The organism is Peteryoungia aggregata LMG 23059, assembly GCF_030814435.1.
Classification (GTDB): domain Bacteria; phylum Pseudomonadota; class Alphaproteobacteria; order Rhizobiales; family Rhizobiaceae; genus Allorhizobium; species Allorhizobium aggregatum.
Window position 1 is genome coordinate 19,020 of the sequence record NZ_JAUSUW010000009.1, and the last position, 14,173, is coordinate 33,192.

A 14,173-nucleotide genomic window follows, 5' to 3' on the forward strand; every position below is an offset into this window, starting at 1 on the left:
TGTCATGAGCAATTTCACCCTGGCCGATCTGGAAGCCATTGTCGCGAGCCGTGCTCAGGCGGATCCGAGCCAGTCCTGGACGGCGAAACTCGTCGCAGGCGGGCAGACCAAGGCGGCCAAGAAGCTGGGCGAAGAGGCAATCGAGGCTGTCATGGCTGCGGTGAAAGACGACCGCGAAAACCTAATCTACGAGAGCGCGGACCTGCTCTATCATCTGATGGTCGTATTGAAAATTGCGGACATCCCTTTACAAACAGTGATGCAGGAACTTGAGCGTCGGACCGCTCAGACGGGCCTGAATGAGAAGGCCAGTCGGCAGGATCCATGACGATAGCTATGCGGGACCCCGAAACGCCAGACGTCCTCGACCATTTCCAGGCGAACGGCTATTCCCCCTACCTGTTCTTCGACAGCGAGGAATGGGCTCATTTCCGCGCCGATACGCCGCTGACACTGACGGCCGACGAAGTGCACCGGCTGCGCTCGATCGACGACCCGATCGATCTCGATGAAGTCAGGCGCATCTATCTTTCGTTGTCGCGCCTCCTGTCGTCGCATGTCGAGTCTTCGCAACTCTTGTTCGAGCAGCGCAACCGTTTTTTGAGCATGTCGGATGTCTTCAAGACCCCGTTCGTGATCGGCATTGCCGGCTCTGTGGCCGTCGGCAAGTCGACGACGGCGCGTATCCTGAAGGAACTGCTCGCCCGCTGGCCCTCGAGCCCCAAGGTCGATCTCGTGACGACCGACGGCTTCCTGTACCCGAATGCGCATCTGGTGAAGAACGGCATCCTGAACCGGAAGGGTTTCCCAGAAAGCTACGACATCGGCGCGCTTCTGCGCTTCCTGTCGGCGATCAAGGCGGGGCTGCCGAACGTCAAGGCGCCCAGCTATTCGCACCTGACCTATGACGTGTTGCCAAACGAGCACCGGGTGATCGACAGGCCTGATATCCTGATCTTCGAAGGGATCAATGTCTTGCAGTCGCGCAACCTGCCGGCCGACGGCAAGATTGTGCCGATGGTCTCGGACTTCTTCGACTTCTCGATCTATATCGACGCCGACGAGAACGCGATCCATCGCTGGTATGTCGATCGCTTCATGAAGCTACGGCAGACGGCGTTCCGTGATCCGAGCTCCTACTTCCATCGCTATGCGACGATCAGCGAGGACGAGGCCAAGGAGATCGCCGAAGGGCTCTGGGCGAATATCAACCTTAAGAATCTCAGGGAAAACATTCTGCCGACCCGCCCGCGTGCCGATCTGATCCTGCGCAAGGGTGATAATCACCTCGTTGAGACGGTGGCGCTCAGAAAATTGTAGGCGATAGATCGTCGGCTATGGATTGACGCGGCGGAGCGTCAGGTTGATGCGTCCGCCGGATTTCAAAAGGGTCGAGGTCCCGGGATAGATGCGGTCCACCCCGTGGAAGCACAAACGACCTTCGCCGCCGAGAAGGAAGACATCGCCGCTTTCCAGTTTCAGGGATTTGGTACGATCGGTCCGCGCCAACCCTCCGATCCTGAACAGGCAGGTATCTCCGAGAGAGATGGATAGCACAGGGGCCGAGAAGTCGGTTTCGTCGCGATCCTGGTGCAGGCCCATCTTAGCGTCATCGGTATAGAAATTGACGAGGCATGCTTCGGGATCTCTAGGATGGCCCGATAGCTCCCGCCAGAGATCGAGCAGTACTTCGGGGATATCGGGCCAGGGCTTGCCGGTGACCGGATGGGTCGGCTGATAGCGATAGCCGCGCTCCTTGTCGGTGACCCAGCCAAGCGGCCCGCAATTGGTCATGCGCACAGACATCGGACGGCCAGAGCCGGGCATCACGGGCACATAGAGCGGCGCCTCGGCCACCACGCCCCGGATTATTTCTACGAGGTTCTCCTGCTCCGCACGCGACAGGCGGCCCGGCAGATAGCGAAGACCGGATTGGAGGCTGATTTCGGCTGTCGCTGCGGCCATGGTCATTCTCCCATCGGCTTGCCGCGCATCTTCTTCACATCAGAGCGGCCGGACTTAGCCTTGAGGCGCCGTTCAATCGAGCCCTTGGTCGGCTTGGTCTTCTTGCGGGGCGGCGGCGGCGGCTTGGCGGCTTCGATCAGCAGCTCCTTGAGGCGCTCGCGCGCATCCTCGCGATTGCGATCCTGGCTGCGGAAGCGGCTCGCCTCAATCATCAGCACGCCTTCCTTCGACAGGCGCTTGCCGGCGAGCTTCGCGGCGTTCTGCTTGACTCGGTCGTTCAGCGATGGCGATCCCAGCAGGTTAAAGAAGAGCTGGACCGCGGTTGAGACCTTGTTGACGTTCTGCCCACCGGGGCCACCAGCCAGAACAAACTGCTCCGTCAGCTCCCAGCCGGCGATCGTGATGCGGTTGTTGATCTCGAGGGGTTCGCTTGCCATGTCGTCGGTCTCTTTCTCGGCTTCCATATCGGCCGCAAAGACTGCAAAGGCAAGCCGGAAGCAGAAGAGGCCCGGCAAACATGCCGAGCCTCTTCGTAGTCGTCAAATCAACACATCACTCGGCAGCGAGGCGAATGCCGGGGGCCGCGTCGCGTACCTTGCCGTCGACATGGGCTTCGAACTTGGCGAAGTTGTCGATGAACATGCCGACCAGCTTCTTGGCCTGGGCGTCGTAGGCGGCACCATCGGCCCAGGTCGAACGCGGATCGAGGATCTTCGTGTCGACGTCGGCGACAGCGACCGGAACGGCGAAGCCGAAGTTCGTATCGGTGCGCATGTCGACCTTCTTCAGCTCGCCGGTCAGAGCAGCCGTCAGAAGTGCGCGCGTTGCCTTGATCGGCATGCGGTTGCCGGTGCCGTAGGCGCCGCCGGTCCAGCCGGTATTGACCAGCCAGCAATCGACCTTGTGGCGGGCGATCAGATCACGCAGCAGGTTGCCGTATTCGGTCGGATGGCGTGGCATGAAAGGTGCGCCGAAGCAGGTCGAGAAGGTCGCTTCCGGTTCGGTCACGCCTTTTTCCGTGCCGGCGACCTTGGCTGTGTAGCCGGAGAGGAAGTGGTACATGGCCTGTTCCGGCGTCAGCTTGGCGATCGGCGGGAGCACACCGAAGGCATCCGCCGTCAGCATGATGATCGTCTTCGGATGCGGGGCGATACCGGTCTCCGATGCATTCGGAATGAAATGCAGCGGGTAGGCGCAACGGGTGTTTTCCGTTAGCGAACCATCGTTGAAGTCGGGAACGCGGGCCTCGTCGAGCACGACGTTTTCAAGCACTGTGCCGAAACGCTTGGTGGTGGCGAAAATTTCCGGTTCGGCTTCGGCAGAAAGACGGATGGTCTTGGCATAGCAGCCACCTTCGAAGTTGAAGATGCCGTTTTCGCCCCAACCGTGTTCGTCGTCGCCGATCAGGGTGCGATTCGGATCCGCCGACAGTGTGGTCTTGCCCGTGCCGGAAAGGCCGAAGAAGACTGCGGCGTCGCCATCGGGGCCGACATTGGCAGAGCAATGCATCGGCATGACGCCCTTCGACGGCAGCAGGTAGTTGAGGACGGTGAAGACCGACTTCTTCATCTCGCCGGCATAGGACGTGCCGCCGATCAGGACGATGCCCTTGGTCAGGTCGCAGGCGATGACAGTTTCGGTGCGGCAACCGTGGCGCGCCGGATCGGCGCGGAAGCTCGGCAGATCGATGATCGTCAGCTTGGCCACAAAACCTTCGAGGGCCGCGCGCTCAGGGCGGATCAGCAGATTGCGGATGAAGAGCGAATGCCAGGCGAATTCGGTCACGACGCGGGTCGGAAGCGCGTTGTCGGCATCGGCACCGCCGATCAGGTCCTGAACGAAGAGATCCTTGCCTGCAGCATGAGCCAGCATGTCCTGATGCAGCACGGCGAAATGCTCCGGCGACATCGGCTTGTTGTTGTCCCACCAGATCTGCCCGTCGGTCTTCGCATCGCGAACGACGAACTTGTCCTTGGCAGAGCGACCCGTGTGCTGGCCGGTCAGCGCACGCAATGCGCCGTCAGCCGTCAGTTCGGCCTCTCCCCGGCGGATGGCTTCCTCATAAAGGGCAGCCTCCAGGAGATTGTAGCGAACGCTGGCGGCCTTTCCCAAGCCGATTTCCGCGATCCCCGCAGCCGGGTTCCTCACGCCGAATTCCTCCATGGTGCGCCTTCCTCTCACATGGGCCTGAACCTTGAATGAGGGAAAACTAAACGGTGAAGGCTTGAAACGCAAGGTGTCTCGCCAAAAAATATAATGATATCAATTATTTAATCGATTTAAAACGGAAAATGACTATTTTAAATCGTTTAGTTCTGCTTCCATTCCGCCGTTCTCGCACACTGCTTGCGACAGAAATCTGCGGTTGAACCGCGAATGACGAAGCGCTCCCCTTCCCCTCTGCCACAATTTGTTCCACCTTTATCCCCATATCGCACTGCCATGGAACCAGAGCTGGGCTGGACGAACCAGGAGCAGCGCAACGATGACGGAGACGTACACTATGCAGACGATCGCCCTCGTGGATGACGACCGCAACATTCTGACTTCGGTTTCGATTGCACTCGAAGCAGAAGGCTACAAGGTCGAAACCTACACCGATGGCGCCTCGGCTCTCGACGGTCTTCTCGCCCGTCCGCCGCAGCTGGCCATCTTCGACATCAAGATGCCGCGTATGGACGGCATGGAGCTCCTGCGCCGCCTGCGTCAGAAATCCGACATTCCGGTGATCTTCCTTACCTCCAAGGACGAGGAGATCGACGAACTCTTTGGCCTGAAGATGGGCGCCGACGACTTTATCACCAAGCCGTTTTCGCAGCGCCTGCTGGTCGAGCGTGTAAAGGCGATCCTTCGTCGGTCGGCGAGCCGTGAAACGCTGGCGGCCGGTGGCGGCCCTGCCAAGGGAAGCGCAGAGCAACAGGCCCGCACGCTGGAGCGTGGCCAGCTCGTCATGGACCAGGAGCGTCATACCTGCACCTGGAAGGGCGATCCGGTGACACTGACCGTGACTGAATTCCTCATCCTGCAATCGCTGGCGCAGCGCCCCGGCGTTGTGAAGAGCCGTGATGCGCTGATGGATGCGGCCTATGACGAGCAGGTCTATGTCGACGACCGCACGATCGACAGCCACATCAAGCGGTTGCGCAAGAAGTTCAAGATGGTCGATACCGACTTCGACATGATTGAAACCCTTTACGGTGTGGGTTACCGGTTCCGCGAAGCAGCGTGAGATCCGGACTTCCCGGCGGCCGGTAGCGATGGCCCGTCGCACAGGAGAGAAGGGCGAAAGGCAGAGGTTTGAGTCAGCAGGTTGACCAGGGACAGATGGAGGAGCCGGAACCCGGCTCCGAACAGCGACGGCTGTTCTCCCATCCGTTCACCCTGATCCGCCGGATCTTTGGTCACGCGCTCTTCTCCAGCCTCACGCGCCGGATCGTCTTCTTCAACCTCGCGGCGCTGATCGTACTCGTCGGCGGGATCATGTATCTCAACCAGTTTCGCGAAGGCCTGATCGACGCCCGCGTCGAAAGCCTTCTGACCCAGGGGGAGATCATCGCGGCGGCTGTCTCCGCTTCTGCTTCTGTGGACACCAACTCGATCACCATCGACCCTGAGAAACTTCTCGAACTTCAGGCCGGGCAAAGCATCACTCCGGTCCCAAATGACGAGGACCTGGAATTTCCGATCAATCCGGAACGGGTCGCGCCGGTACTGCGCCGACTGATCTCGCCGACACGCATCCGGGCCCGCCTTTTCGACGCGGATGCCAATCTTCTGCTCGATTCGCGGCACCTCTATTCTCGTGGCCAGGTGCTGCGCTTCGACCTGCCTCCCGTGGACAATGACTCCTCCAGCTTCACGGACTGGATTACGCGGATGTTCAATACCATCCTCCAGCCCGGCAACCTGCCGATCTATCGTGAGGCGCCGGGTGGCGACGGCTCTATCTATCCGGAGGTGATGAACGCCCTGACCGGCGTGCGCGGTGCCGTGGTGCGGGTGACCGATCAAGGAGAGCTGATCGTGTCCGTCGCGGTGCCGGTGCAGCGGTCACGAGCGGTGCTCGGCGTCCTCCTGCTTTCCACACAAGCCGGTGATATCGACAAGATCGTGCATGCCGAGCGTCTGGCGATCCTGCGTGTGTTCGGGGTCGCCACGCTCGTCAACATCGTCGTTTCGCTGCTGCTCTCTTCAACCATCGCCAATCCCTTGCGCCGTCTGTCAGCGGCAGCCATCCGCGTCCGAAGAGGCGCAAAGGAGCGTGAGGAAATCCCAGATTTCTCGATCCGGCAGGACGAGATCGGCAATCTGTCTATCGCCTTGCGGGAAATGACCACCGCACTCTACGACCGCATTGACGCCATCGAGAGCTTCGCCGCAGACGTGAGCCACGAGCTCAAGAACCCTTTGACATCCCTTCGCTCGGCCGTGGAAACACTACCCCTTGCCAAGACCGACCAATCGCGGCAACGGCTGATGGATATCATCCAGCACGACGTCAGACGGCTGGACCGCCTGATCAGCGACATCTCCGACGCCTCACGCCTTGACGCCGAACTGGCACGCTCCGATGCGAAACCGGTCGATCTGCAGATTCTTCTCTCTAGCCTTGTCGATATCTCGCGCGAGATCCGAAGCGGCAAGAAGGCCGTGCAGATCGACTGCGTCGTCGATCAAAAGGCTGGGTCGAAACAGGGTTTCACCGTTCAGGGGCACGATCTGCGGCTCGGCCAGATCGTCACCAACCTGATCGAGAACGCTCGATCCTTCGTGCCCGAGGATGGTGGACGGATCGTCGTGAAGCTCACCCGAAACCGTAGTCGATGCCAGATCCAGGTTGAGGACAACGGGCCGGGCATTCAGGCAGAGACCATCGACCGCATCTTCGAACGTTTCTATACAGACCGTCCGGAAGGCGAAAGCTTCGGCCAGAATTCCGGGCTCGGCCTGTCCATCAGCCGTCAGATTGCCGAAGCTCACGGCGGCACGCTCCGCGCGGAGAACGTGATCGATCCGGCAAGTGGTCGGGTCAACGGCGCTCGCTTCGTGCTTTCACTGCCCGTCGAGATGGCATCGTGAAGGCGATCGAACACAATATTCACGCCACCGCAATTTCCGTCGGCGGAACCGGATTGGTGTTTGTGGGGCCATCGGGCAGCGGCAAGTCCGGACTTGCCTTCGATTGCCTTGCCGAAGCACGCCTGCTCGGACTCGCGGCCGGCCTTGTCGGAGACGATCGGCTTGTCATCTCTGCTGCGGATGGCAGGGTGGTCGCCCGGGGCCCGCTTCCGATACTGGGTATGATTGAGCTGCGATATAGTGGCATTGTTTCCATAGCGCATGTCTCGGAAGCCGAACTGAAATATGCAGTTCGCACGGTGGCTGCCAACGAAAGTGAGCGTCTTCCTGCGAATGATGAGCACCATACATTGGCGGACGGGATCGAACTTCCCTTGATTCGGGTCCCACCCTGGAGCCGTTTTCCCCTCAGTCTGATTCTCGCGCGAACTGGCCTCCTCGACCAGATCGGACGATAGAAACGCTGTTTTGGCTTGCGCTTCGCGTTCTGATCGACAAGATGGCGAGCCACTGATGGACGAACCGCCGATGGTGAGCTATCTGGCGAGTGTTGCGCTAAGGGGCAGTAGAGAATGATCGGACTTGTGCTTGTCACACATGGCAAGCTGGCTGAAGAGTTTCACCACGCGGTGGAGCATGTCGTAGGCCCACAGAAATTCATCGAGACCGTTTCGATCGGGCCCGAAGATGACATGGACCAGCGCCGGCAGGACATTCTCGATGCAGTGTTGCGCGCGGATGACGGCCATGGCGTTATCATCCTGACCGACATGTTTGGTGGAACGCCGTCCAATCTTGCAATCTCCGTCATGAACACCGGTCGCATCGAAGTCATCGCAGGTGTCAACCTGCCGATGCTGATCAAGCTCGCCGGCGTTCGGGGCGATAACAACATGGACCGTGCCCTCGTGGAGGCATCGGAAGCCGGCAGGAAGTATATCAACGTCGCAAGTCGCGTGTTGAGCGGGAAGTGAAGGCATGACGGACGTCATTTCCCGTGATCTCCTGATCATCAACAAACGTGGCCTGCATGCCCGTGCATCCGCAAAATTCGTGCAAACCGTGGGCGGATTCGATGCAGCTGTCAGCGTCTCGAAAGACGGAACCACCGTCGGCGGGACCTCGATCATGGGTCTGATGATGCTGGCCGCGAGCCCGGGTTGCTCGATCAGCGTCACTGCCACGGGAAAGCAGGCCGAAGACGTCATGCAGGCTCTGGTCTCGCTGGTCGCCGATCGTTTCGGTGAGGAGATGTAAAGCATCGCGACATAAAGACATAAAGACTTCTTTATGTCAGATTGCGTTATTTGCACTTCCCTGCTAGGAAGATGCGAGCCTCGCAGACAGATCTGCGGGAGAGCCAGCCATTCGTCCGTCCGGAAGGACAGGACGGGCCCTGATCCAGCCGGAGAAACCCATGAGCAAACATGACTACGTCATCGCCGATATCGGTCTTGCCGATTTCGGCCGCAAGGAAATCAGCATCGCGGAAACCGAAATGCCGGGCCTGATGTCCTGCCGCGAAGAGTTCGGGGCGACCAAGCCGCTCAAGGGCGCCCGGATTACCGGCTCGCTGCACATGACGATCCAGACCGCCGTCCTCATTGAGACACTGGTCGCTCTCGGCGCCGACGTGCGCTGGGCATCCTGCAACATCTTCTCAACCCAGGATCACGCCGCTGCCGCCATCGCTGCCGCCGGCATTCCTGTGTTTGCAGTCAAGGGCGAGTCTCTTACCGAATACTGGGACTACACCGACAAGATCTTCCAGTGGGCTGACGGTGGCCTGTCCAACATGATCCTCGACGACGGCGGCGACGCGACAATGTACATCCTGCTCGGCGCCCGCGCCGAGGCGGGTGAAGACGTTCTTTCCAATCCACAGTCGGAAGAAGAAGAAATCCTGGTCGCGCAGATCAAGAAGCGCCTTGCCGCCTCTCCGGGCTGGTTCACCAAGCAGCGCGATGCGATCAAGGGCGTCACCGAAGAAACCACCACCGGCGTTCACCGTCTCTATGAACTCGCCAAGAAGGGTCTCCTCCCCTTCCCGGCCATCAACGTCAACGACTCGGTCACCAAGTCGAAGTTCGACAACAAGTATGGCTGCAAGGAATCGCTCGTTGACGGCATTCGCCGCGGTACCGACGTGATGATGGCCGGCAAGGTTGCCGTCGTCTGCGGCTACGGCGACGTCGGCAAGGGTTCGGCGGCCTCGCTGCGTGGCGCCGGCGCCCGCGTCAAGGTGACGGAAGTTGACCCGATCTGCGCCCTCCAGGCCGCCATGGACGGCTTTGAAGTGGTCACGCTCGAAGACGTCGTCTCCTCGGCCGACATCTTCATCACCACCACCGGCAACAAGGACGTCATCCGCATCGAGCATATGCGCGAGATGAAGGACATGGCGATCGTCGGCAACATCGGCCACTTCGACAACGAGATCCAGGTCGCCTCCCTGAAGAACCTGCGTTGGACGAACATCAAGCCGCAGGTGGACATGATCGAGTTCCCGAAGGGCAACCGCATGATCCTGCTCTCGGAAGGCCGCCTGCTGAACCTCGGCAACGCAACCGGCCATCCGTCCTTCGTCATGTCGGCCTCGTTCACCAACCAGGTCCTCGGCCAGATCGAGCTCTTTGCGAAGAACGATGAATACAAGCCGGGCGTCTACGTCCTGCCGAAGCACCTCGACGAAAAGGTCGCCCGCCTGCACCTTGAAAAGCTCGGCGTGAAGCTGACGCAGCTTTCGGACGAACAGGCTGCCTATATCGGTGTCACGACACAGGGTCCTTTCAAGTCGGAACACTACCGCTATTAAAAAATAGCTGGATAATATCTACATCTAGTGGGCGGCGCCTTGACAAAGGCGCCGCTTTCTTTTTTGGGCCCCGGCCTTCCCGACCCTTTCCATCGGCGGTATTGTTTTGGGACTTGATTCGTGAACTGCACGAGCGGTCCGCGAATACGGATGTCTTGTCGACGATGCGGCACATAATAAGACGGAGACAGACCGAGAATGTCGGTACATCAACGCGCCCCGCGTCAGCGGGATTCGGCTATGACGGCCGGTGTTTCCACCCTCTGGCGGGCAAATCTGGATCTCAAGGCGAATATGCTCCGGAACACGGCGAGGCGCTCGGCCGTCACAGCCATGCGCCGGGTGCTGGCCTGCGGCTCCGCGCTGGCCGGGCTGATCGTTCCAGGCTACGCGTATGCGCAAGCTACCGGCGGGGCTGCGAGGAATTTCGACAGCGTTGACGTTGCGAGCTACGCCGTCTTGCTTGGAACAGTCTCTGCCGCATTGATCTTTGCGATCGTCCTGATGAGACAGCGAAACCGGCTGGATCTCGAGGTCCGCGAGCTTCGCTCCGCCTATTCCGATAGCCAGCAGAAGATTTCGCGCTACCAGACCCTGATCGCCGACAAGAACCGGCGCACGGTGATCTGGGATGGTCACAACGGAAGGGCGGAATTCCTCGGCCAGCTTCCCGTCGAAACAGGATCTCCGCAGCAGGACTCCGATTTTCTGGCATTTGGCCGCTGGCTCAAGCCGCATTCGGCTAGCGAAGTAGAACGGGCGATCGAAGGACTCAGACTGAACGCCAAATCCTTTGATCTGGTGGTGGAAACCCAGCGCGGGGAGGTTCTTGAGGTTCAGGGAAATCTCTATGGCGGTCGTGCCTATGCGCATTTCGTTGCGCTGGACAATCTGCGTGCAGAACTCGCCGAACTGAAGATCGAGCGCAATCGTCTGCGCAGCTCGATCGCGACGTTTGAATCCCTTCTCGATTCGATCGAGCAGCCGGTCTGGCAGCGCGATGGCGAAGGACGTCTGATCTGGGTGAACCAGGCCTATTGCGAAGCCGTGGAAGCAAGCTCGCCAGCGCAAGCCGTGCAGGAGAGCCGGGAAATTCTCGGCACCCTCACCCGCGAGAAAATCAAAGCATCTGCAACGCCGGAATCGCCCTACCATGATACCGTGTCGACTGCCGTGCGGGGAGCCCGTACCTTCTTCGACGTCGTCGACGTGCGCGGTCCTGCTGGCTCCTGCGGCATGGCGATCGACGTCTCGTCTGCCGAGACGCTCCGCGAGGAGCTGACACGAACCCTGAAGAGTCACGCAGACACGCTGGACCACCTCGCAACCCCCGTCGCGATTTTCGATGCGGACCGGAGACTACAGTTCTACAATCAGGCCTTCATGCAGCTCTGGGGCCTGGAGGCCCGTTTCCTCGAAAGCCGTCCCGATCACGCAGAACTGCTCGACCGGCTGCGTGCAGCACACAAGCTGCCGGAACAATTGAGCTGGAAGGCATGGAAGGACAATTGCCTCTCCGTCTATAGGGCGCTGGAAACCCAAACCGATCTTTGGCATCTGCCGAACGGCCAGACGCTGCGCGTGATTGCATCCGCACATCCGCAGGGTGGCGCGACATGGGTCTTCGAGAATCTGACGGAACAATTCAATCTGGAGACGCGCTACAACACGCTGGTCCAGGTCCAGGGGGAAACCATCGACCATCTTTCGGAAGGCGTGGCTGTCTTCGGGCCTGACGGCCGTATCCAGCTGTCGAATCCCGCTTTCCGGGCACTCTGGGGTATCACCGAGGCGCAGGCCGCAGTTGGTACGCATATCCGCCTGCTCGACGCGGCTTGTGCGCCCTCTTACGACAAGCCGGATGGCTGGAAGGCCTTCGGCAAGTTGATCACCAGCTTTGAGGACGAGCGTCCGTCCAGTCAGGGCACGCTTGAGCTCTATTCCGGTCTTGTTCTCGACTATGCGGTCACGCCGCTGCCGAATGCGCAGACCATGCTGACATTCGTCAACATGACCGATAGCGTTCGGGCGGAACGAGCCCTCAAGGAAAAGAACGAGGCACTCCAGAAGGCCGACGAGCTCAAGAACGATTTCGTCCAGCACGTTTCCTATGAACTTCGCTCACCATTGACCAACATCATCGGTTTCACCGATCTTCTCAAGACGCCGACGATCGGACCGCTCAATGAGCGTCAGGCCGAGTATATCGACCATATCTCAACATCGTCCTCCGTCCTTCTGACCATCGTCAATGACATCCTCGACCTGGCTACGGTCGATGCCGGCATCATGCAGCTGGACTATTCAGAGATCGACCTCAGCGATCTCCTGGATGACGTATCGATGCAGATGACCGATCGACTGCAGGAAGGTGGGGTCACGCTGGAGATCGCGGCGCCTGCGCAACTCGGCCATCTGGTCGCCGATCGGCAACGGTTGAAGCAGATTCTCATCAAGATCCTCACCAATGCCGTCAACTTCGCGCCCGAAGGTTCCGTCGTCTCGATGAAGTGCTGGCGCGAAGCGACCGACCTTGTGTTCTCGGTATCCGACAGTGGCTGCGGGATGAGCCCGGACCTCGTCTCCTCGGCCTTCGACCGCTTCTCGACGAGCGCCAAGGGCGGAAAGCGCAGCGGACCGGGTCTCGGATTGTCGATCGTTCAGAGCTTCGTCAACCTCCACCATGGGGACGTGAAGATCGACAGCGAGCCGGGGCGTGGAACCACGGTTCATTGCCGCATTCCCTCTGCCAGTCTACCGCAGATGATCGCCGCCGCCGAATGAGCGCAGAGCCGACCCCGCTTGCCATTGATCTCGCCGACGATCGCGCCACCGCGTTGTTCGGCGAGGATCTGCTTCTTGCCCTTGAGGTCGGCGATTGCGTCGCGCTCCACGGCGATCTTGGTGCGGGCAAGTCCACACTGAGCCGCGCCCTGATCCGGGCGTTGGCCGAGGATCCGGGACTCGAAGTCCCGAGCCCGACCTTCACGCTGGTCCAGACCTACGACCTCAAGATCCCCGTTGCGCATTTCGACCTCTATCGGCTTTCCGATGAAAGCGAGCTCGATGAACTGGGTCTTGAGGAGGCGCTGGCGGACGGCATCTGCCTGATCGAATGGCCAGTTAAAGCCGGCCGGGCACTGCCCAAGAACCGGATCGATATCCATTTCGCCTTCGCTGCCGATGGCGGACGGACCGTCACCCTGCATGCGCCCGAGGCCAAGCTTGCGCGGCTGCGGCGCGTCACCGAGATCCGCCGCTTTCTGGACGGCCATGGCCATCAGGGCGCCCGCAGACGCCATCTGACAGGTGACGCCTCGAACCGCGCCTATGAGCATGTCTATCCGGCCGATGGAAGCGCCCGCCTTGTCCTGATGGATGCGCCGAAGCGGCCGAACGGTCCGCCGATCCGCGATGGCAAGCCTTATTCGCAGCTCGTGCATCTGGCCGAGGATGTGCGGCCCTTCGTGGCCATCGGACAGGCACTGCGCCAGCGCGGCTTTGCTGCTCCCGAAGTCCTGGCACAGGATCTCGACGCAGGTCTGCTGCTTCTCGAAGATCTCGGTGAAGACGGCGTTCTCGACGGAGAGGGAAAGCCGATCGCCGATCGCTACCGCGCCAGTGCTGCCTGCCTCGCCGCCATTCATGATACGCCTTTCGATCGGGAGATCGGTATTCCGGGCGGGCATAAACACGTCATTCCCGATTTCGATCGTGCGGCGATGAAGTTCGAGGTGGAGCTGCTTCTCGACTGGCATCTGCCCTGGAAACGCAAGGGGCAACAGGCGACAGCGGAAGAGCGGGCAAGCTATCTAGCCATCTGGGACCAGCTGATCGACGAGCTGGCGGGGGCCGACACGTCCATCGTGATGCGTGACTTTCATTCGCCCAACATCATCTGGCGCGAAGACCGCGAAGGGCATGACCGGGTCGGCCTTATCGATTTCCAGGATGCGATGATCGGCCCCTCGGCCTATGATCTCGTTTCGCTGGTCCAGGATGCGCGGGTGACGATCGAGCGGCCGCTGATGGATCAGTTGATGGCCGACTATCTTTCGGCACGCGCCAGGAAAGCGGATTTCAACGAGGCCGCATTCCTGAAAAGCTGGGCGATCGTGTCGGCGCAGCGAGCCTGCAAGCTGAACGGGCTCTGGGTGCGGCTGAAGGATCGCGACGGCAAGCCGGGCTATATGCGCCATCTTCCCCGCACACTCTGGCACCTGAGTGTTGCTTTCGAACATCCCGTGCTCGCCCCCTTGCGGAACTGGTGCATAGAGGCTGGAATCGAGTTTCCCGAATCACCGGCCTGAGCAA

Annotated in this window: 13 protein-coding genes; 10 read left to right on the forward strand and 3 right to left on the reverse strand. The window is 60.2% G+C overall.

All coding sequences use genetic code 11. From position 1 onward, the window contains the following. Nucleotides 1-4 precede the first annotated feature (4 nt). A complete protein-coding gene (locus J2045_RS15490) occupies nucleotides 5-328 on the forward strand; it encodes a phosphoribosyl-ATP diphosphatase (protein ID WP_307374354.1) in 324 nt (107 codons plus the stop codon). After that, nucleotides 325-1,320 (forward strand): type I pantothenate kinase, encoded by a 996-nt coding sequence (gene coaA, locus J2045_RS15495; protein ID WP_307374355.1) that lies wholly within the window; start codon nucleotides 325-327, stop codon nucleotides 1,318-1,320. The genes J2045_RS15490 and coaA overlap by 4 nt, the downstream gene beginning before the upstream one ends. Nucleotides 1,321-1,335: 15 nt before the next feature. Here the strand turns inward: coaA and J2045_RS15500 are convergent, their stop codons facing one another. The 3 genes from J2045_RS15500 to J2045_RS15510 form a co-directional block, all read right to left on the reverse strand. Then, a complete protein-coding gene (locus tag J2045_RS15500; protein ID WP_307374356.1) occupies nucleotides 1,336-1,965 on the reverse strand; it encodes an alpha-ketoglutarate-dependent dioxygenase AlkB family protein in 630 nt (209 codons plus the stop codon). A gap of 2 nt (nucleotides 1,966-1,967) precedes the next feature. Next, nucleotides 1,968-2,402, reverse strand: coding sequence for an alternative ribosome rescue aminoacyl-tRNA hydrolase ArfB (gene arfB, locus J2045_RS15505; RefSeq protein ID WP_307374357.1), 435 nt, complete (start codon nucleotides 2,400-2,402; stop codon nucleotides 1,968-1,970). A 115-nt stretch (nucleotides 2,403-2,517) separates the two neighbouring features. Further along, nucleotides 2,518-4,128, reverse strand: a complete 1,611-nt coding sequence (locus J2045_RS15510) for a phosphoenolpyruvate carboxykinase (RefSeq protein ID WP_307374358.1) — start codon at nucleotides 4,126-4,128, stop codon at nucleotides 2,518-2,520. Nucleotides 4,129-4,468: 340 nt separating this feature from the next. Between J2045_RS15510 and J2045_RS15515 the strand changes: the two genes are divergently transcribed. The 8 genes from J2045_RS15515 (at nucleotide 4,469) to tsaE (ending at nucleotide 14,169) form a co-directional block, all read left to right on the forward strand. Further along, nucleotides 4,469-5,194 (forward strand): response regulator transcription factor, encoded by a 726-nt coding sequence (locus J2045_RS15515; protein WP_205911279.1) that lies wholly within the window; start codon nucleotides 4,469-4,471, stop codon nucleotides 5,192-5,194. Between the two features lie 95 nt (nucleotides 5,195-5,289). Next, nucleotides 5,290-7,044: a sensor histidine kinase gene (locus J2045_RS15520; protein WP_370873151.1), complete on the forward strand. Its 1,755-nt coding sequence runs from the start codon at nucleotides 5,290-5,292 to the stop codon at nucleotides 7,042-7,044. Next, nucleotides 7,041-7,502 (forward strand): HPr kinase/phosphorylase, encoded by a 462-nt coding sequence (locus J2045_RS15525; protein ID WP_307374360.1) that lies wholly within the window; start codon nucleotides 7,041-7,043, stop codon nucleotides 7,500-7,502. Before J2045_RS15520 ends, J2045_RS15525 begins: the two co-directional genes overlap by 4 nt. A 114-nt stretch (nucleotides 7,503-7,616) precedes the next feature. After that, nucleotides 7,617-8,018, forward strand: coding sequence for a PTS sugar transporter subunit IIA (locus tag J2045_RS15530; protein WP_166602033.1), 402 nt, complete (start codon nucleotides 7,617-7,619; stop codon nucleotides 8,016-8,018). A 4-nt stretch (nucleotides 8,019-8,022) separates the two neighbouring features. Next, nucleotides 8,023-8,301 (forward strand): HPr family phosphocarrier protein, encoded by a 279-nt coding sequence (locus tag J2045_RS15535; RefSeq protein WP_166602032.1) that lies wholly within the window; start codon nucleotides 8,023-8,025, stop codon nucleotides 8,299-8,301. Between the two features lie 160 nt (nucleotides 8,302-8,461). Beyond that, nucleotides 8,462-9,859, forward strand: coding sequence for an adenosylhomocysteinase (ahcY, locus tag J2045_RS15540; protein ID WP_307374368.1), 1,398 nt, complete (start codon nucleotides 8,462-8,464; stop codon nucleotides 9,857-9,859). Nucleotides 9,860-10,099: 240 nt separating this feature from the next. Beyond that, complete coding sequence (locus J2045_RS15545) at nucleotides 10,100-12,643, forward strand: PAS domain-containing sensor histidine kinase (protein WP_307374371.1); 2,544 nt, start codon at nucleotides 10,100-10,102, stop codon at nucleotides 12,641-12,643. Continuing rightward, entirely contained in the window at nucleotides 12,640-14,169 is a 1,530-nt protein-coding gene (gene tsaE / locus J2045_RS15550) for a tRNA (adenosine(37)-N6)-threonylcarbamoyltransferase complex ATPase subunit type 1 TsaE (RefSeq protein ID WP_307374373.1), read from the forward strand. Before J2045_RS15545 ends, tsaE begins: the two co-directional genes overlap by 4 nt. The last annotated feature ends 4 nt before the right edge of the window (nucleotides 14,170-14,173 follow it).

Excerpts from the sequence above, each read along its gene's own strand:
- J2045_RS15520 (WP_370873151.1), top strand. The coding sequence starts at position 5,290 with ATGGAGGAGCCGGAACCCGGCTCCGAACAGCGACGGCTGTTCTCCCAT.
- J2045_RS15500 (WP_307374356.1), bottom strand. The coding sequence starts at position 1,965 with ATGGCCGCAGCGACAGCCGAAATCAGCCTCCAATCCGGTCTTCGCTAT.
- J2045_RS15545 (WP_307374371.1), top strand. The coding sequence starts at position 10,100 with ATGACGGCCGGTGTTTCCACCCTCTGGCGGGCAAATCTGGATCTCAAG.
- tsaE (WP_307374373.1), top strand. The coding sequence starts at position 12,640 with ATGAGCGCAGAGCCGACCCCGCTTGCCATTGATCTCGCCGACGATCGC.
- J2045_RS15490 (WP_307374354.1), top strand. The coding sequence starts at position 5 with ATGAGCAATTTCACCCTGGCCGATCTGGAAGCCATTGTCGCGAGCCGT.
- coaA (WP_307374355.1), top strand. The coding sequence starts at position 325 with ATGACGATAGCTATGCGGGACCCCGAAACGCCAGACGTCCTCGACCAT.
- J2045_RS15515 (WP_205911279.1), top strand. The coding sequence starts at position 4,469 with ATGCAGACGATCGCCCTCGTGGATGACGACCGCAACATTCTGACTTCG.
- J2045_RS15535 (WP_166602032.1), top strand. The coding sequence starts at position 8,023 with ATGACGGACGTCATTTCCCGTGATCTCCTGATCATCAACAAACGTGGC.
- J2045_RS15510 (WP_307374358.1), bottom strand. The coding sequence starts at position 4,128 with ATGGAGGAATTCGGCGTGAGGAACCCGGCTGCGGGGATCGCGGAAATC.
- J2045_RS15530 (WP_166602033.1), top strand. The coding sequence starts at position 7,617 with ATGATCGGACTTGTGCTTGTCACACATGGCAAGCTGGCTGAAGAGTTT.
- arfB (WP_307374357.1), bottom strand. The coding sequence starts at position 2,402 with ATGGCAAGCGAACCCCTCGAGATCAACAACCGCATCACGATCGCCGGC.
- ahcY (WP_307374368.1), top strand. The coding sequence starts at position 8,462 with ATGAGCAAACATGACTACGTCATCGCCGATATCGGTCTTGCCGATTTC.